General features: G+C 57.8%; 19 protein-coding genes and 1 riboswitch. All 19 genes read left to right on the forward strand.

Going from position 1 to position 15,614, the window contains the following annotated elements; all coding sequences use genetic code 11:
* Nucleotides 1-289 precede the first annotated feature (289 nt).
* The 19 genes from AAFN83_RS17420 (at nucleotide 290) to nuoK (ending at nucleotide 15,604) form a co-directional block, all read left to right on the forward strand.
* A complete protein-coding gene (locus tag AAFN83_RS17420; protein WP_347771661.1) occupies nucleotides 290-844 on the forward strand; it encodes a manganese efflux pump MntP in 555 nt (184 codons plus the stop codon).
* Nucleotides 845-1,037: 193 nt separating this feature from the next.
* On the forward strand, nucleotides 1,038-1,613 hold the full coding sequence (locus AAFN83_RS17425) for a low molecular weight protein arginine phosphatase (RefSeq protein ID WP_347771663.1): 576 nt from the start codon (nucleotides 1,038-1,040) through the stop codon (nucleotides 1,611-1,613).
* 56 nt (nucleotides 1,614-1,669) lie between these two features.
* Nucleotides 1,670-1,748, forward strand: a riboswitch (ZMP/ZTP riboswitch).
* Nucleotides 1,749-1,944: 196 nt separating this feature from the next.
* Nucleotides 1,945-2,403, forward strand: coding sequence for a ribose 5-phosphate isomerase B (rpiB, locus tag AAFN83_RS17430; RefSeq protein ID WP_347771665.1), 459 nt, complete (start codon nucleotides 1,945-1,947; stop codon nucleotides 2,401-2,403).
* Between the two features lie 64 nt (nucleotides 2,404-2,467).
* Complete coding sequence (locus AAFN83_RS17435) at nucleotides 2,468-3,070, forward strand: TIGR01440 family protein (protein WP_347771667.1); 603 nt, start codon at nucleotides 2,468-2,470, stop codon at nucleotides 3,068-3,070.
* Between the two features lie 163 nt (nucleotides 3,071-3,233).
* The gene (locus AAFN83_RS17440; protein ID WP_347771669.1) at nucleotides 3,234-4,481 is read left to right on the forward strand and encodes a serine hydroxymethyltransferase; all 1,248 of its coding nucleotides are present in this window, start codon (nucleotides 3,234-3,236) and stop codon (nucleotides 4,479-4,481) included.
* 259 nt (nucleotides 4,482-4,740) lie between these two features.
* Nucleotides 4,741-5,370, forward strand: a complete 630-nt coding sequence (gene upp, locus AAFN83_RS17445; protein ID WP_347771671.1) for a uracil phosphoribosyltransferase — start codon at nucleotides 4,741-4,743, stop codon at nucleotides 5,368-5,370.
* A 130-nt stretch (nucleotides 5,371-5,500) separates the two neighbouring features.
* Nucleotides 5,501-6,649: a non-hydrolyzing UDP-N-acetylglucosamine 2-epimerase gene (gene wecB, locus AAFN83_RS17450; RefSeq protein WP_347771673.1), complete on the forward strand. Its 1,149-nt coding sequence runs from the start codon at nucleotides 5,501-5,503 to the stop codon at nucleotides 6,647-6,649.
* Between the two features lie 392 nt (nucleotides 6,650-7,041).
* A complete protein-coding gene (locus tag AAFN83_RS17455; RefSeq protein ID WP_347771675.1) occupies nucleotides 7,042-7,281 on the forward strand; it encodes an AtpZ/AtpI family protein in 240 nt (79 codons plus the stop codon).
* Complete coding sequence (locus AAFN83_RS17460; RefSeq protein WP_347771677.1) at nucleotides 7,274-7,651, forward strand: ATP synthase subunit I; 378 nt, start codon at nucleotides 7,274-7,276, stop codon at nucleotides 7,649-7,651. Before AAFN83_RS17455 ends, AAFN83_RS17460 begins: the two co-directional genes overlap by 8 nt.
* Before the next feature lie 33 nt (nucleotides 7,652-7,684).
* Nucleotides 7,685-8,470, forward strand: a complete 786-nt coding sequence (gene atpB, locus AAFN83_RS17465) for a F0F1 ATP synthase subunit A (protein WP_347771679.1) — start codon at nucleotides 7,685-7,687, stop codon at nucleotides 8,468-8,470.
* Between the two features lie 114 nt (nucleotides 8,471-8,584).
* The gene (gene atpE / locus AAFN83_RS17470; protein WP_347771681.1) at nucleotides 8,585-8,809 is read left to right on the forward strand and encodes a F0F1 ATP synthase subunit C; all 225 of its coding nucleotides are present in this window, start codon (nucleotides 8,585-8,587) and stop codon (nucleotides 8,807-8,809) included.
* Nucleotides 8,810-9,002: 193 nt separating this feature from the next.
* The gene (atpF, locus tag AAFN83_RS17475; RefSeq protein ID WP_347771683.1) at nucleotides 9,003-9,491 is read left to right on the forward strand and encodes a F0F1 ATP synthase subunit B; all 489 of its coding nucleotides are present in this window, start codon (nucleotides 9,003-9,005) and stop codon (nucleotides 9,489-9,491) included.
* Nucleotides 9,488-10,039, forward strand: a complete 552-nt coding sequence (locus AAFN83_RS17480; RefSeq protein ID WP_347771685.1) for a F0F1 ATP synthase subunit delta — start codon at nucleotides 9,488-9,490, stop codon at nucleotides 10,037-10,039. The genes atpF and AAFN83_RS17480 overlap by 4 nt, the downstream gene beginning before the upstream one ends.
* A gap of 16 nt (nucleotides 10,040-10,055) precedes the next feature.
* Nucleotides 10,056-11,570: a F0F1 ATP synthase subunit alpha gene (gene atpA / locus AAFN83_RS17485; RefSeq protein WP_347771687.1), complete on the forward strand. Its 1,515-nt coding sequence runs from the start codon at nucleotides 10,056-10,058 to the stop codon at nucleotides 11,568-11,570.
* 219 nt (nucleotides 11,571-11,789) lie between these two features.
* Entirely contained in the window at nucleotides 11,790-12,650 is an 861-nt protein-coding gene (gene atpG / locus AAFN83_RS17490; protein ID WP_347771689.1) for an ATP synthase F1 subunit gamma, read from the forward strand.
* A 63-nt stretch (nucleotides 12,651-12,713) separates the two neighbouring features.
* A complete protein-coding gene (gene atpD, locus AAFN83_RS17495; protein ID WP_347771691.1) occupies nucleotides 12,714-14,120 on the forward strand; it encodes a F0F1 ATP synthase subunit beta in 1,407 nt (468 codons plus the stop codon).
* A gap of 99 nt (nucleotides 14,121-14,219) precedes the next feature.
* Nucleotides 14,220-14,624, forward strand: coding sequence for a F0F1 ATP synthase subunit epsilon (locus AAFN83_RS17500; protein ID WP_347771693.1), 405 nt, complete (start codon nucleotides 14,220-14,222; stop codon nucleotides 14,622-14,624).
* 138 nt (nucleotides 14,625-14,762) lie between these two features.
* Complete coding sequence (locus AAFN83_RS17505; protein ID WP_347771695.1) at nucleotides 14,763-15,296, forward strand: NADH-quinone oxidoreductase subunit J; 534 nt, start codon at nucleotides 14,763-14,765, stop codon at nucleotides 15,294-15,296.
* Complete coding sequence (gene nuoK, locus AAFN83_RS17510; RefSeq protein ID WP_347771697.1) at nucleotides 15,293-15,604, forward strand: NADH-quinone oxidoreductase subunit NuoK; 312 nt, start codon at nucleotides 15,293-15,295, stop codon at nucleotides 15,602-15,604. Before AAFN83_RS17505 ends, nuoK begins: the two co-directional genes overlap by 4 nt.
* Nucleotides 15,605-15,614: the final 10 nt, after the last annotated feature.

A 15,614-nucleotide genomic window follows, 5' to 3' on the forward strand; every position in this document is an offset into this window, starting at 1 on the left:
CCATGGGCCAGGGGGTTCCGCATGAGCTTTGAGTTTATCTGCGAGAGACACCTCTTCTGTTGAGAGAAGAGACGTCATCTCGCTTTTTTATATGCTTTTATGCAAGTTCCCCTTTACGCGAGCCCGAAGGACATGTTTCCTCTTAGCAGCGCATAGTCTTGTACCAAGAGACTGACGAGCTCTTGGCGCATGGTGGATGGACCCTTAGCGGCTCCCGCTCAAATGCCGATGATGAGCGCCGTGCTCGCGTCGTCTCAGGACTAGCTTCGGTCTTAAAGGGGAGTGGATCATGAACACCGTGCAGTGGGGAGAATGGGTCACGCTCATTTTGATGGCGTTCGCCCTCGGGCTGGACGCTTTTTCGCTCGGAATCGGGATCGGGCTTCGCGGAATCCGGCTGCTTGATGTGCTCAAGCTGAGCGTGATCATCGCGATCTTCCATGTGGTGATGCCGTTGATTGGAATCTTCACGGGCCATTATCTGGGGGAGCTGCTCGGTAGTCTGGCGACGGCCGCAGGAGGCGTCCTGCTTGTCCTGCTCGGGGCTCATATGATCTACAACTCGCTCAAGCCCGACCGGCCTCAAACCGCTGGCTATCGCTCCACCTGGGGCATGCTGCTGTTTGCGCTGTCGGTGAGCATCGATTCGTTCTCCGTCGGGGTTTCGCTGGGCATGTTCGCCACGGACCTCATCCTGACGGTGCTGCTCTTTGGCGCCTTCGGCGGATTGATGTCGATCTCTGGGCTCTTGCTCGGACGGCGAGTGGGCGAATGGGTAGGCAGCTATGGAGAAGCGTTCGGGGGGTTCATCCTGCTCACGTTCGGGCTCCGTTTTTTGTTCTAGCATCTAGGTGCACATTCGACCGCCAGTCGAACTCCTTCGAGCGCAATCCTCTGACGATAGCCGAACAAGGAACCTTCTGGCTAGTTCTCATGAGAAAGAGGCGAAAATCTCCTCAAGCTCCCGTTTCCCTAACGGTCTCCGAATAGGGTATAATGGAGAAATCACCCGATTTCTTCGGAAAGGAGACACTTTCATGGGAAAAACCATACTGTTCGTCTGCACCGGCAACACATGCCGCAGTCCGATGGCCGAGGGGCTTTTGCGCAAGATGGCTCTGGAAGCCGGCCTGTCTATTGAGGTGAAGTCGGCGGGAGTCGCCGCCATGGAAGGAAGCTCCATCTCCTCCCACTCCCAGCGAGTGCTTGCCGACAAGGGCGTGAGAGAAAGGCTTCACTCGCAGCCGGTCCGAGAATCGCTCGTCACGGAGGCGGACCTGATTCTGACGATGACGGCCCGGCACAAGAACCAGGTGCTGTCTCGGTTTCCGTCGGCGCAGGGGAAGATTTTTACCCTTCTGGAGTATGCGGGTTGTGAACGCGAGGAGGAAGGGGCGGATCGGGAACTGGTCGAGCTCGTTACGAAGCATTCACTCGGGCAGCACCTGTCTGAAGCGGAGAGAGGAAGGGTGCGGTTTCTGGAAAGCCTCGTACAGGAACAGGACATCTCGGATCCGTTCGGAGGGACGCTGGAAGATTACCGCATCTGTGCGCGCGATATCGAGGGCGCCCTTGCGCGGTTAATCGAGAGGCTGAAGCAGGAAGAAAGTTGAAGCGGTGATGGCCTTTACAAAAGGCGTCGATCCCGCTACGATAGAGACAACGTATGCAGCTCCGAAGTGACTGGCGGCTCGAGTGGATATCCACAGGGAAGCTTCGGAGAACGGCCGGCCGCCTGGGCGAGAGCAACGCTTGCGCATGTTTTGTGCGTGAGTGTGCTCTTTTTTTGTTGCCATGCCACCGGGGATCGCCTTCTCTTATCGGCGGACACCCCAACCTTTATCAGGGCATCTCGTGCCAAGAGGAGGCGATTCGGGGTATAATAGGACGCAGAACTGGGCGTGTTTGTAAGCATGCCCTTGATTGAAAGGGGAAGCGTTAGACATGAAGATTGCAATGGGGGCCGACCACGCCGGCTACGAACTGAAGAACAAGCTAGCGGAGGTGGTCAAGAGCCTGGGGCATGAGGTCATCGACCTCGGCAGCAACGGACCGGATTCTGTCGATTATCCCGATTATGCCGCTGCCGTCTGCGGCAAAGTGACGGCAGGAGCAGCCGACAAGGGGGTGCTGATCTGCGGAACCGGCATTGGAATGACCATTGCAGCGAACAAGGTTCCCGGCATCCGCTGTGCACTTGTGCACGACCTCTTTTCCGCCAAAGCGACGAGGGAGCATAACGACTCAAACGTGCTGGCCATTGGCGAGCGCGTGGTCGGCCCGGGGCTTGCCGAGGAGATTCTCCGCGTCTGGCTGTCGACCGATTTCTCGCAGGGAGAACGGCATCAAGGACGGATCGCCAAGGTTATGCAGCTGGAGAACTCGGCGGCTCTCCATCCCTGATCTTACCCGAAGGTGAAGTCGGTTGAAGGGTGAGTGAAGAGCGTAGGGAAGGGGACGAATCGATATGAGCGAACAACGGGAGGCGGCGCTGTCTTCGGACGAGCTTGCCGATCTTGTGGAGCAAGCCCTGCTGGAGCTGGTGGAGGCGGGCGGTCTAGCCGTCGGCAGCCTCGTGGTCATCGGGGCCAGCACGAGCGAGGTGGCCGGTCAGCGAATCGGCTCCGCCGGCAGCTTGGTCATCGCGCGCGGCCTCTGGGAAGGGGTTCAGCGCGTGCGGCAGAAGAAGGGCATCCGCCCGGTGTTCCAATGCTGCGAGCACCTGAACCGCGCGCTCGTGGCGGAACGCGAATGGCTCGCGCACTATCCGGCATGGGAACCGGTCTCGGTCATCCCGGTCGCCCACGCGGGCGGCTCTCTCGCCGCGTATGCCTACCAGATGGCGAGCGCGCCGGTCGTCCTGGAAGCGGTGCGGGCCGATGCCGGGATCGACATCGGGTCAACGCTCATCGGCATGCATCTGAAGCCCGTCGCCGTGCCGGTTCGTCCGACTGTGAAGCGGATCGGCGAAGCCGCAGTGACGATGGCGTACAGCCGCCCGAAGCTGATCGGCGGCCCGCGCGCGGTCTACGACCCGGCGGCGGCTCGCGAGCTCGGCTCTTGCACGTAACCGCAGGCGCGGTCGCCCGCGCCAGGTTCGAAATGGGGAAGTTCCAGTGACCGGGCATCTCTTGCCCGGCACGGTTATCATACGGGTGTGCTTTCTGGCTCTAGTTCTTTTTGAGCAAGGGAGACGCGCCTGACACATTATCCAAATCATTGGGAGGATGGACATGGAACATTTGCGCAAGCAGGACCCGGAGCTTCTCGCAGCGATGGGGAAGGAACTGAACCGTCAGAAGAACAACATTGAGCTGATCGCTTCCGAAAACTTCGTCAGCCCGGCCGTACTCGAAGCGATGGGGTCCGTGCTGACCAACAAATATGCGGAAGGGTACCCAGGCAAGCGGTACTATGGCGGCTGTGAGTTTGTCGACATCGTCGAGGACATCGCCCGCGACCGCGCCAAGGAAATCTTCGGCGCCGAGCATGCCAACGTTCAGCCGCACTCCGGCGCGCAAGCAAACCTTGCCGTCTACCTCGCCGCCTTGAAGCCCGGTGAGACGGTGCTCGGCATGAACCTCGCCCACGGCGGCCATCTGACGCACGGCAGCCCGGTCAACGCCTCCGGCCTGCTGTACAACTTCGCGGCCTACGGGGTCCGCGAGGACAACTTCCGCATCGACTATGACGAAGTCCGCAAGGCGGCCTTCAAGCATCGTCCGCGGCTGATCGTAGCCGGCGCGAGCGCCTACCCGCGCACCATCGACTTCGAAGCGTTCGCGTCCATCGCGCAGGATGTCGGCGCCCTCTTCATGGTCGACATGGCCCACATTGCGGGCCTCGTCGCCGCCGGCGTCCACCCGAGCCCGGTCCCGCACGCCCAGTTTGTGACCACGACCACCCACAAGACGCTGCGCGGTCCGCGCGGCGGGATGATCCTCACGCGCAAGGCGTGGGCGCAGCCGATCGACAAAGCCGTCTTCCCGGGAACCCAGGGCGGCCCGCTGGAGCATGTCATTGCCGGCAAGGCTGCATCCTTCGGCGAAGTGCTGAAGCCGGACTTCAAGACGTATGCCGAACAGGTCGTCAAGAACGCCAAGGTGCTGGCTGAGGAATTGATCGCGGAAGGCTTGACCATCGTCTCCGGGGGAACCGACAACCACCTGATGCTCGTCGACCTCCGCAGCATCAACATCACGGGCAAAGCCGCCGAGCGCCTGCTCGACGAAGTCGGCGTGACCGTCAACAAGAATGCCATTCCGTTTGACCCGACGAGCCCGAACGTGACGAGCGGCATCCGCATCGGCACTCCGGCTGCGACGAGCCGCGGAATGGACGAAGCTGCGATGAAAACGATCGGTCAAATCATCGCGCTCACGCTAAAGAATCCGACGGATGAGGCGGCTCTGAACAAGGCGCGCGGCATGGTTCGCGAGCTGACGGAGCAATTCCCGCTGTACAAGGACCTTGCTTATTAAGGTTCTCTGACGATGGCCGCAGACGGCCAAACTTCAGAGTTTCTCATCATTATCCGCCCATGCATGGGTTTGCTAACACGTTCCAAAGAGCTCGGCGCACTCCGCCCCCAAGCGGTTGATGCGCCGGCTCTTTTTTTGCATTTTCCGCTCATAAAGAAGAATGACACGTTCATGGTTTTGGAAAAGATTAAATGAATCGGTTGTGCTATAATGGACAAAGTTTTAAGGAAAAACGGGAAACCGTTCGGGAGGAAACCTGATGGGACAAGTAGTAGTATGCGATCATCCGCTGATTCAACACAAACTGACGTACATTCGTGACGAAAACACGACGACCAAGGATTTCCGCGAGCTGGTCGATGAAGTGGCGACCTTGATGGCCTATGAGATCACCCGCAGCATTCCGCTTGAGACGGTTACGGTGAAGACCCCCGTGGCCACCACCGAATCGAAGATCATCTCCGGCCGCATGCTGGGCCTGATTCCGATCCTGCGTGCCGGTCTCGGCATGGTAGACGGCGTGCTGAAGCTGCTTCCGGCAGCCAAGGTCGGCCATATCGGCCTCTATCGTGATCCGGAGACGCTGCAACCGGTCGAATATTACACCAAGCTGCCGACGGACGTTACCGAACGCGAGCTGATCGTCATCGACCCGATGCTGGCAACCGGCGGCTCCGCGATTGCAGCGATCGACGTGCTGAAGCGACTCGGCTGTACGCAGATCAAGCTGATGTGCCTCATCGCAGCACCCGAAGGCGTCAAGGCGATTGAGGAAGCTCACCCGGATGTGGACGTGTACGTAGCGGCGATTGACGATCACCTGAACGATCACGGCTACATCATTCCAGGTCTTGGGGATGCAGGCGACCGTCTGTTTGGAACCAAATAAAAAGATTAAAATGAAACCGGAGCGCTTCTCGTTCGTACGATATAGGGTGCCCGGCGGGGAAGCGGGCTTTTTCCCATTTCGGACCGACGCCTTGCGCGTCCGGCTTCCATGGATAAGGTAAGGTGAGTCTATGAAGCGACTGAAAGTGATGACGGTCTTCGGAACGAGACCCGAGGCCATCAAGATGGCCCCGCTCGTGCTTGAGCTGGAGCGCCATCCGGAGGAAATCGAGTCAGTGGTATGCCTCACCGCCCAGCATCGGCAGATGTTGGATCAGGTGATGGAGACTTTCGCCATTCAGGCCGATTATGACCTGAACGTCATGAAAGACCGGCAGTCGCTGGAAGAATTGACGGTGCGGGTCATTCAAGGACTTCAGCCGGTGCTGGCCGAAGCAAAGCCGGATCTTGTGCTTGTCCATGGGGACACGATCACAACCTTCCTCGCGAGCTACGCCGCATTTCTGCAGCAGATTCAGGTGGGGCACGTGGAAGCGGGCCTGCGCACCTGGAACAAGCTGTCTCCCTACCCGGAGGAGATGAACCGGCAGCTGACCGGTGTTCTCGCGGATTTGCACTTTGCCCCGACCTCGTGGTCGGCGGGCAATCTGCTTAAGGAAAACAAGCCGCAAGATCGCGTGTTTATTACGGGCAATACCATCACGGACGTACCGAGCTACATGGTCCGTGAAGGGTATACGCACCCCATGCTCGATTGGGCGAAGGGCAAGCGCCTCATCCTGATGACCGCGCATCGCCGCGAATCGCAAGGGGAGCCGCATCGTCAGATTTTCCGGGCGGTAAAGCGCATTGCTGACGAGTTTGAGGATGTTGCGATCGTCTACCCGGTCCATCTGAGCCCTGCTGTACGTGAGCCGGCGGGCGAGATTCTCGGCCATCATCCACGCATCCAGCTGATCGATCCGCTTGATGTCATGGACATGTACAACTTCTATCCGCATACCCACCTGATTCTCACTGATTCGGGCGGCCTGCAGGAAGAAGCTCCGTCCTTCGGCGTTCCGGTCCTGGTGCTTCGGGATACGACCGAGCGGCCGGAAGGCGTCGATGCCGGTACGCTGGAGCTGGTTGGCACCAAGGAAGAGGATGTGTACGCACGCACAAAAGCGCTGCTGACCGATGATGAGCTGTACGCTCGCATGAGCCAGGCCGCTAATCCTTACGGGGACGGGCACGCTTCGGAGCGAATAGTACAGGCGATCAAATACCACTTCGGAATCGCCCAAGACGGACCGGAACCGTTCGGTGCGGGCGAATGACAACAAAATAGCGAATTCTGACGGCCGGCGGGGCTTTTGCCTCGGACCGGCCGACTTTCATTGGAAATGTTGGTCGTAGGCAACACCGAAAACCCCAGTAATAGCAAGGGATTTCCGTGAATTATGCAAACTAGGTACAAAGCCCCATATAACAGATTGTGAGATTTGTCAATAGAGTGCGTCACAGTGGAAACGGTAGCAAAAAGAACAAAACGACACAAGTGTTGATTTATCAGGGTTTTTTAGATGCCCGTTCACAGAAATTTATCTTTTTATCGAATTGACACTGATGCACGCCTTAGCTACAATGAATGAGGATTCTTCGAGGGATTTTCGTCCCGGGAAAGGGTCTGCTTGCAACCGCTTAAAAGGTTCTGAAAGGGGACAACCGCATGCCGGAACCCGGATCAACGAAGCCTTACGACGCGTGGAAAGCTGCCGGACTTGTCGGGTCGCTTGCTGTGGAGGTAGGCATCGCGGTCTTGGGAGGGTACTTCGGCGGCCGATACATAGATCGACTGACGGATGGCGGCAAAACCTGGATGATCGCAGGTACGCTTGCTGGTCTCGCGCTAGGTCTTGCAGGAGCGGTTCTCCTGATCAAGCGCTTTTTGGAGGATTCGAATGGATGACCTGGCTGCACTGCTTCGCAAGCTGTTTCGCCACGCTTTCTGCTTTATAACCGCCTCCTTGGTGCTCGCCCTTCTCCTCCCTTCGTTTCGAGCGATGGGACTGGGATTGGCACTTGGGACGGCCGTCAGCGTGGCCATCTCTTGGAATCTCGGTCGGAAGACCGAGCGCATCACCCGACATCTCGTTCAAAGGTCGGAGACAAGAACCTTGGGATTTGGTTTCGTCACGCGAGTGGGCATTGTGCTTGCAGCGACCTACCTGGCCTTCAAAGCGCCCCAGGTCAATCTCGTCGGCATGGTGATCGGACTGGTTTTCGTCCAGTTTGGCACGATTGTTTACGGGATTTTCTCCGCTTTTCGAAAACACTAAGGGCAAGGTTGGGGAAAGGGGTGAATTATATCCATGCATGAATTTCCGATATGGGATCTGGGCCACGGCTTCGAGGTTGACGTCGCCGGCGTTTTGACCATCTTGGTTGCCTGCATCATCGTGTTTGTACTCGCCCGGCTGTCGGTGAGAAACCTCTCCGTAACCCGCCCTTCCAAACTGCAAAACTTTTTGGAGTGGGTCGTCGAGTTTGTACAAGGCATGGTGGCGAGCACCCAGGATATGAAGACGGGCAAGAAATACGTCTCTCTGGGCATGACGCTGATCATGTTTATCTTTATAAGCAACCTGCTCGGGCTGCCGCTTCTGGTGACAACCGAGCATCATGAGCCGTTGATTGTGGCAGGGCAGACACTCGTTTCCCAAGAGGTCATCGATACTGCGATCGCCAAAGGCCATCACGGTGCTGAGATCTCCTGGTGGAAGTCGCCGACGGCGGATCTGTCGATCACAGCCGGGCTGGCGCTCGTCGTGTTCCTCATCATCCACTTCCAAGGGGCGACAAAGAACACCCGCCATTACCTGAAACACTATTTCGAGCCTTACTTCTTCTTCTTCCCGTTAAACCTGCTTGAGACCATTGCCAAACCCGTCACGTTGGCTATTCGTTTGTACGCCAATATCTTCGCGGGTGAAGTGTTGATCTCCACCATCACCATGGCCGGATTCTTCGGGATCCCGTTGATGGCTGTCTGGCAGGGCTTCAGTATTTTTGTCGGGGCGATCCAGGCATTCCTGTTTACCATCCTCACGCTCGTGTACATCGCTCAGGCGACGGTCCATGAGGAGGAGCATGCCTAACCCTTCGGCAAGACATGCATCCAATGAGCTTCAAAGCCTGTTCGGACATCGCACATAAGAACCCGGGCAGACCTTTCCATACCCAATAAAACAACGCTTAGGGAGGATTTCAAAATGGGAGTATTAGCATATCTCGCAGCAGCAATCGTAGTAGGTCTCGGCGCTATCGCCGCCGGTATTGGTAACGCCATGATCGTCAGCAAAACGCTGGAAGGCATTTCCCGCCAGCCGGAGCTGCGCGGCACGCTGCAAACCACGATGTTCATTGGTGTCGGTATCGTCGAAGTTGTGCCGATTCTGGGTGTCGTCCTCGCGTTCCTGTTCTACTTCGGAGCCTAAGTTCATATTGACCGGGTTTGGCGGGGAAGGCCTAAGCCATCCGCGCCTTCCTTTTACTTGTATGGCCGGAAGTAGGCGTGTGACTGTTTGATTCCGGCAATCCTGCGGTAAACGTTCGGCGTCCATCCGGCGCCGAAAGCCGTTTATCCTTGTGGCCGCATTAGCGGCCATGCTGCCGAAGGGAGGACTAACCGTGACCTTTAATTTAGTAAATTTTCTTGTAACAATCATTTCCTTTATCGTGCTGTACCTGCTCCTGAACAAATACGCGTTCGGACCGCTGTTCGGCATGATGGAGAAGCGGCGCGAGTATGTGCAAAGTGAAATTCAGAAGGCGGAGGCCAGTCGGGCCGAAAGCCAGAAGTTCCTGGACGATCAAAAGGCTGCGCTGGACACGGCGCGCAAGGAAGCGTTCGGCATCGTCGAGCAAGCCCGTCAATCGTCTAACCGTCAAGCAGAAGAGATTATTCACTCCGCTCGTACCGAAGCGACCCGCGTGAAGGAAGAAGCGGTTCAGCAGATCGAGAGCGAAAAGAACAAAGCCATCAGCGCCCTGCGCAGCGAAGTGAGCGACATGTCCGTGCGCATCGCCTCCAAGATCATCGAGAAAGAAGTCGATCCGAGCGCGCAAAAGAAGCTGGTTGACGACTACCTCAAAGAGATTGGGGATAACCAGTCATGAGCAGGGACACGGCAGCATCCAAACGCTATGCGAAGGCGCTATATGAGCTGGCCAGCGAACGCGGGCGCGCCGTACAAGTAGAAGAGGACCTCAAGCTGGTGGCGTCTGCCTACGAGACAAGCCAAGAGCTGAGAACCCTTCTGGGTCACCCCGGCTTGCAGCCGGAAGTGAAGAAGGGCGTCCTTTCGAGCCTGTTTGCGGGGAAGGTAGCCGAAGAGGTGGAGAACCTGCTCAAGCTGCTGGTGGACCGCCGACGCGAGGCGCTGCTTCCGTCCCTCATCGAGGACTACCGCAAGCTCGCCGGCGCTGCCCTCGGGCAAGCCGAAGCCGTGGTCACCACTCCTTTTCCGCTTACGGAAGAGGAAGCCGCCGAGATTGCAGCCCAGTTCAGCAAGAAGACCGGCAAGACAATTCGCGTGGTCAATGTCATCGACAGCGACCTGCTCGGGGGTCTCACGGTACGGATCGGCGACATGCTGTATGACGGCAGCCTCTCTGGGAAGCTCGCCCGTCTGCGCAAAACCTTGGTAACCAGCAAAGCATTGTAGATAGGGGTGAATTCCTTTGAGTATAAGAGCGGAAGAAATCAGCACGCTGATCAAAAGTCAGATCGAGAACTACCAAGCCGACCTGCAAGTATACGAAGTCGGCACGGTTATCACCGTCGGTGACGGGATTGCCCGCGCTCACGGCCTGGAAAACTGCATGGCCGGCGAGCTTCTGGAATTCTCCAACGGCGTCATGGGGATGGCGCTCAACCTGGAGGAAAGCAACGTCGGTATCGTTATTCTCGGTCCGTATTCGGATATTCGGGAAGGCGACCAAGTGAAGCGCACCGGCCGCATCATGCAGGTTCCGGTAGGCGACGCCCTGCTTGGCCGTGTCGTCAATACGCTCGGCATTCCGGTTGACGGCAAGGGTCCGGCAGCCACGACCGAATTCCGCAACATCGAATCTCCCGCTCCCGGCGTCATGGACCGCAAGTCCGTCTTCGAGCCGATGCAAACGGGGATTAAAGCGATTGACTCGATGATCCCGATCGGCCGCGGCCAACGGGAGCTCGTGATCGGCGACCGCCAAACCGGGAAGACGACGATCGCGATCGACACGATCATCAACCAAAAGGGCAATGGCGTGAAGTGCATCTACGTCGCCATCGGCCAAAAGCAATCCACGGTAGCCAACGTAGTCGGCACCCTGCAGCGCGCCGGAGCGATGGATTACACCATCGTGGTGACGGCGAGTGCATCCGAGCCGTCTCCGCTGCTCTACCTGGCTCCATATGCTGGCTGCGCCATGGGTGAGTACTTCATGTACCGCGGCGAGCACGTGCTGATCATCTATGATGACCTTTCGAAGCAAGCAGCCGCTTACCGCGAGCTGTCGCTGTTGCTCCGCCGTCCTCCGGGTCGGGAAGCTTATCCCGGCGACGTCTTCTATCTCCACTCCCGCCTGCTCGAACGGGCAGCAAAGCTGAGCGATGAGCTCGGCGGCGGCTCGCTGACGGCGCTGCCGTTCATTGAAACGCAAGCGGGCGACATCTCCGCTTACATTCCGACGAACGTGATCTCCATCACGGACGGTCAGATCTTCCTGGAATCCGATCTGTTCTACGCGGGCCAACGCCCGGCCATCAACGTCGGGGTATCCGTATCCCGGGTCGGCAGCTCGGCTCAGATCAAGGCCATGAAGAAGGTAGCCGGTACGCTGAAGCTGGACCTCGCCCAATACCGCGAGCTGCAAGCTTTCGCCCAGTTCGGCTCCGACCTCGACCGCTCCACCAAAGCCCGCCTGAACCGCGGTGCTCGCTTGATGGAAATGCTGAAGCAAGGCATTCAACAGCCGCTCAGCGTGGAAAAGCAAGTGGTGAGCCTGTACACCGCAACCAAGGGCTACCTTGATGAAGTCGCGATCGAAGACATCAAACGCTTTGAGCACGATTTCCTCGCCTACCTCGATGCCAACCAACCGGACATCCTCACCTCCATTCGCGAGACGAAGGACCTGACCGCCGACAACGAGAAGGCGCTGAAGGAAGCCATTGAACAATTCCGCAAGGGATTCGCTCCCTCGAAATAAACGAACGGAAAGCTAGCAGTTGCTTACGAAGTTGCTTTCATCAGAGTCGGGTTTAACCGGACTTATCTTTGAAAGCTTAGCGATTGCTTACGAAGTTGCTTTCATCAAGGTGAGGATATACCTCACCCATCTCTGAAAGCATAGCGATTGCTTACGAAGTTGCTTTCATCAAGGTGAGGATATACCTCACCCATCTCTGAAAGCATTGAGGTGAAAACCATGGCAAAAGGAATGCGCGAAATCAAACGCCAAATCCGAAGCGTCCAAAACATGAAGCAAATCACGAAGGCGATGGAGATGGTCGCGGCGTCCAAGCTGCGCAAGGCGCAGCAAAAGGCGGAAGCGGCTAGACCGTACGAGGAGAAAATCCGCGAGATGGTCTCCCATATCGCCGCCGTGCAAGCGGATGTGACCCACCCGATGCTCCAGAAGCGGCCGGTCAAGAAGACCGCCTATCTCGTCATGACGTCTGACCGCGGGCTCGCAGGGGGCTTTAACGCCAACCTGATCCGCAAGACGCTTCAGGTGCTTGAGGAGCGCCATCAGTCGCCGGACGAATACACGCTTCTCATCGTGGGACGCAAAGGACGGGACTACTTCCGCCGGCGGAATTTCCCCGTCTTGGAAGAAGTGACGGGTCTGTCGGACACGCCGATGTTCAGCGACATCAAGGATTTGGCTTCCTCGGCGGTCAAAGACTTCGCCAACGGATCGTTCGACGAGATCCACATCATCTACAACCGGTTCGTGAACGCGATCATGCAGGTGCCCACGCTGAAGCAGTTGCTTCCGCTCGAAGACATTCCTGCGGAGCGCGGATCGGTCGATTATAACTTCGAGCCCTCGGCGGAGGATGTGCTCGCCGTGTTGCTGCCCAAGTATGCGGAGACGCTCATCTACAGCGCCCTCCTCGAAAGCAAGGCCAGCGAATTCGGAGCCAAAATGACAGCGATGGGCAGTGCATCGAAGAATGCCACCAAGCTGATCGGCAATCTCACGCTTACGTACAACCGGGCACGGCAGGCTGCAATCACCCAGGAGATTACGGAGATTGTCGCGGGTGCGAACTCGCAGGCGTAGCCTGGATTCGGCGTAGATCCGCCCCACTTACAGGGAGCGGATGGATACTAGGAGGGAATTAAAATGAACAAAGGACGCGTTATTCAGGTCATGGGTCCTGTCGTCGACATTGAGTTCGAACGCGGAAGCCTTCCTGACCTTCTGAGCGCCATCACCATTGATAAGAAAGCGGAATCGGCTGGAGAGAAAGACCTTCGGGTAACGCTTGAGACCGCTCTCCACCTGGGCGACAATGCGATTCGCTGCATCGCCATGTCCAGCACGGACGGCCTCGTACGCGGCATGGAAGCCGTTGACACCGGAGCCCCTCTTTCGGTCCCGATCGGACCGGAAACGCTGGGCCGCGTGTTCAACGTAGTCGGCGATTGCATCGACCGCAAGGAACCCCTTCAAGCGAAGAAGTTCAGCCCGATCCACAAGCCGGCTCCGAGCTTTGAAGACCTCTCCCCGACTCAGGAAATCCTTGAGACCGGGATCAAGGTCATCGACCTCCTGGCTCCGTATCCGAAGGGCGGCAAGATCGGCCTGTTCGGCGGCGCCGGCGTCGGCAAGACAGTTACGATGCAGGAGCTCATCCATAACATCGCTCAAGAACACGGCGGGATTTCGGTATTTGCAGGCGTAGGGGAACGGACCCGGGAAGGGAACGACCTTTACCACGAAATGACCGAATCCGGCGTTATCGAGAAGACGGCGATGGTCTTCGGCCAAATGAACGAACCGCCCGGCGCTCGTCTTCGTGTAGCTCTGGCCGGTTTGACGATGGCCGAGTACTTCCGCGACGAAGAGAACCGCGACGTTCTGCTCTTCATCGACAACATTTTCCGCTTTACCCAAGCCGGTTCCGAAGTATCCGCTCTGCTTGGCCGCATGCCGTCTGCCGTAGGGTACCAACCGACGCTCGCAACGGAAATGGGTCAACTGCAAGAACGGATCACCACGACCCGCAGCGGTTCGGTTACGTCGATCCAAGCGATCTACGTTCCGGCGGATGACTACACCGACCCGGCTCCGGCTACGGCGTTTGCTCACTTGGACGCCACGACCAACCTGGAACGGAACATCGCGGCCATCGGGATTTTCCCGGCGGTTGACCCGCTCGCATCCAGCTCCCGGATCCTCACCCCGGAAGTCGTTGGGGAAGAGCACTACGAAGTGGCGCAAGGCGTTAAGCGTCTCTTGCAGCGCTACAAAGAGCTTCAGGACATCATCGCGATCCTCGGGATGGACGAACTGAGCGACGAGGACAAGGTGACGGTATACCGGGCAAGAAAGGTTCAAAACTTCCTGTCCCAACCGCTTCACATGGCCGCCGCGTTCAACGGCATTCCAGGTATCTATGTACCGGTTAAGGAAACCGTCCGCAGCTTCAAGGAGCTGCTGGAGGGCAAATACGACGACTTGCCGGAGATCGCCTTTATCAACGTCGGCTCCATCGAGGACGCCGTGGAGAAAGCGAAAACTCTGTAACGGAACCCGTTTTCGCCGCAGGGGCCGAAGAACATGTCGTTCTTCCGCCTCGTTTGCGGGGGAAGAGGCATCCCGTTTCAGTCAGGAGGGTGCTGGAACGTGAGCACATTTAGACTCGAAATCGTGACTCCGGAGCGCAAGGTGTACGATCACGACGTGAACATGATCGTGGTCGAGGGCGTCGAAGGACAGCTCGGGATTCTCCCCAACCACATTCCGCTGCTCACTCCTCTCCGAATTTCCCCGATCCGCATCAAGACGGATGGAAGGGCGGAGGAGGTTATTGCAATCGGCGGCGGCTTTATGGAGGTCACCAAGGAGAAGGTCGTCATCCTTGCCGAGACGGCCGAGCTTCCGGATGAGATTGACCTGAGCCGGGCCGAAGAGGCGAAGCGGCGTGCGGAAAGCCGGCTGCTTCATCTCGACGAGTACGACGCCGTCCGTGCCGAGCTCGCACTCAAGCGGGCCGTCAACCGGATTCATGTTGCCAGACATAAGCATTAAGCGAAAGCGGAGGAGCTGATCCTTCGCTTTTTTTGTTCCCTTCCATCGGATTCATGGGACGTGCAGACAGGAAAAGCTGCGCTTCATCCCGAATGGGTAAGGAAGAAAGAATTAAACCACGAAGGGGGACCCGTCGAGATGTGGACTTCCCTTGCTGATCTAACGAAGGAGCCGGAAGGGCTCCTCTTTCTCCTCTTGGCAATCCTTGCGGCAGGCGGCGGTCTTTCTTTGCTGCGTTCCGAGAAAACGTCCCGCCAGCTCACTTCGGCGGGGGTTGTCTTCCTTAGCTTGGCTGGAATCTATCTGCTTCTCCAAGCTCCTGTGGCAGCGGCCTTCCAATTCTTCTGGGGGACAGGAGCTGTGATGGCCCTCACCTGGATCGCACTCACCTTTATGAAACATACGCAGGCGAAGAAGTCGGCTGCTCCGGCGCTCATTCACCGCTTGCTTGCGGCAGCAGGCGCCTTGTTTCTCTTCGGTTTTCTTGTTCTCGTTATCGGAAAGACCCCCTTCGCCAAGGGCTCCGAGTCGGCGGACGTGGGAACCTGGCGCGAGCTACTCGGGCTTCTTTTTCACCCCTACGCCTGGGCGTTCGGGCTCGCGGCACTACTGCTTGCCATTGCGATGGTCGCGGCCGTCATCTTGATTCGACGGGAGGAGGGCGGCGAATGAACGAGCTGCTGGTTCCCTGCCTCATGCTGGGGGCGTTCCTCTTTTGCCTGGGCTTGTATGGGGCTTTGACCCGACGAAAAGCCACCGTTGTACTGTTGTCGCTGCTGATGATGCTGAACGGGGCGATACTGAACCTCGTCGGGTTCTCTCGACTGGGGCCGACTCCCTCTTCCTCGGGGCAGGTGTTCTCGCTCTTGGCCATCCTGGTGGCAACTGCTACGGCGGTGGTCGGACTCTCGCTGCTGCTGGCCCTGTTCCGCAATAAACCGACGGATGATGTCCAAGACATGGACGAACTCAAAGACTGAGAAAGGAGGG

The organism is Gorillibacterium sp. CAU 1737, from assembly GCF_039888655.1.
GTDB lineage: Bacteria > Bacillota > Bacilli > Paenibacillales > NBRC-103111 > Gorillibacterium.

What these genes read in the sequence shown, in the direction of transcription:
- AAFN83_RS17420 (WP_347771661.1), top strand. Translation starts at nt 290, where the DNA reads ATGAACACCGTGCAGTGGGGAGAATGGGTCACGCTCATTTTGATGGCG.
- AAFN83_RS17425 (WP_347771663.1), top strand. Translation starts at nt 1,038, where the DNA reads ATGGGAAAAACCATACTGTTCGTCTGCACCGGCAACACATGCCGCAGT.
- rpiB (WP_347771665.1), top strand. Translation starts at nt 1,945, where the DNA reads ATGAAGATTGCAATGGGGGCCGACCACGCCGGCTACGAACTGAAGAAC.
- AAFN83_RS17435 (WP_347771667.1), top strand. Translation starts at nt 2,468, where the DNA reads ATGAGCGAACAACGGGAGGCGGCGCTGTCTTCGGACGAGCTTGCCGAT.
- AAFN83_RS17440 (WP_347771669.1), top strand. Translation starts at nt 3,234, where the DNA reads ATGGAACATTTGCGCAAGCAGGACCCGGAGCTTCTCGCAGCGATGGGG.
- upp (WP_347771671.1), top strand. Translation starts at nt 4,741, where the DNA reads ATGGGACAAGTAGTAGTATGCGATCATCCGCTGATTCAACACAAACTG.
- wecB (WP_347771673.1), top strand. Translation starts at nt 5,501, where the DNA reads ATGAAGCGACTGAAAGTGATGACGGTCTTCGGAACGAGACCCGAGGCC.
- AAFN83_RS17455 (WP_347771675.1), top strand. Translation starts at nt 7,042, where the DNA reads ATGCCGGAACCCGGATCAACGAAGCCTTACGACGCGTGGAAAGCTGCC.
- AAFN83_RS17460 (WP_347771677.1), top strand. Translation starts at nt 7,274, where the DNA reads ATGGATGACCTGGCTGCACTGCTTCGCAAGCTGTTTCGCCACGCTTTC.
- atpB (WP_347771679.1), top strand. Translation starts at nt 7,685, where the DNA reads ATGCATGAATTTCCGATATGGGATCTGGGCCACGGCTTCGAGGTTGAC.
- atpE (WP_347771681.1), top strand. Translation starts at nt 8,585, where the DNA reads ATGGGAGTATTAGCATATCTCGCAGCAGCAATCGTAGTAGGTCTCGGC.
- AAFN83_RS17480 (WP_347771685.1), top strand. Translation starts at nt 9,488, where the DNA reads ATGAGCAGGGACACGGCAGCATCCAAACGCTATGCGAAGGCGCTATAT.
- atpG (WP_347771689.1), top strand. Translation starts at nt 11,790, where the DNA reads ATGGCAAAAGGAATGCGCGAAATCAAACGCCAAATCCGAAGCGTCCAA.
- atpD (WP_347771691.1), top strand. Translation starts at nt 12,714, where the DNA reads ATGAACAAAGGACGCGTTATTCAGGTCATGGGTCCTGTCGTCGACATT.
- AAFN83_RS17505 (WP_347771695.1), top strand. Translation starts at nt 14,763, where the DNA reads ATGTGGACTTCCCTTGCTGATCTAACGAAGGAGCCGGAAGGGCTCCTC.
- nuoK (WP_347771697.1), top strand. Translation starts at nt 15,293, where the DNA reads ATGAACGAGCTGCTGGTTCCCTGCCTCATGCTGGGGGCGTTCCTCTTT.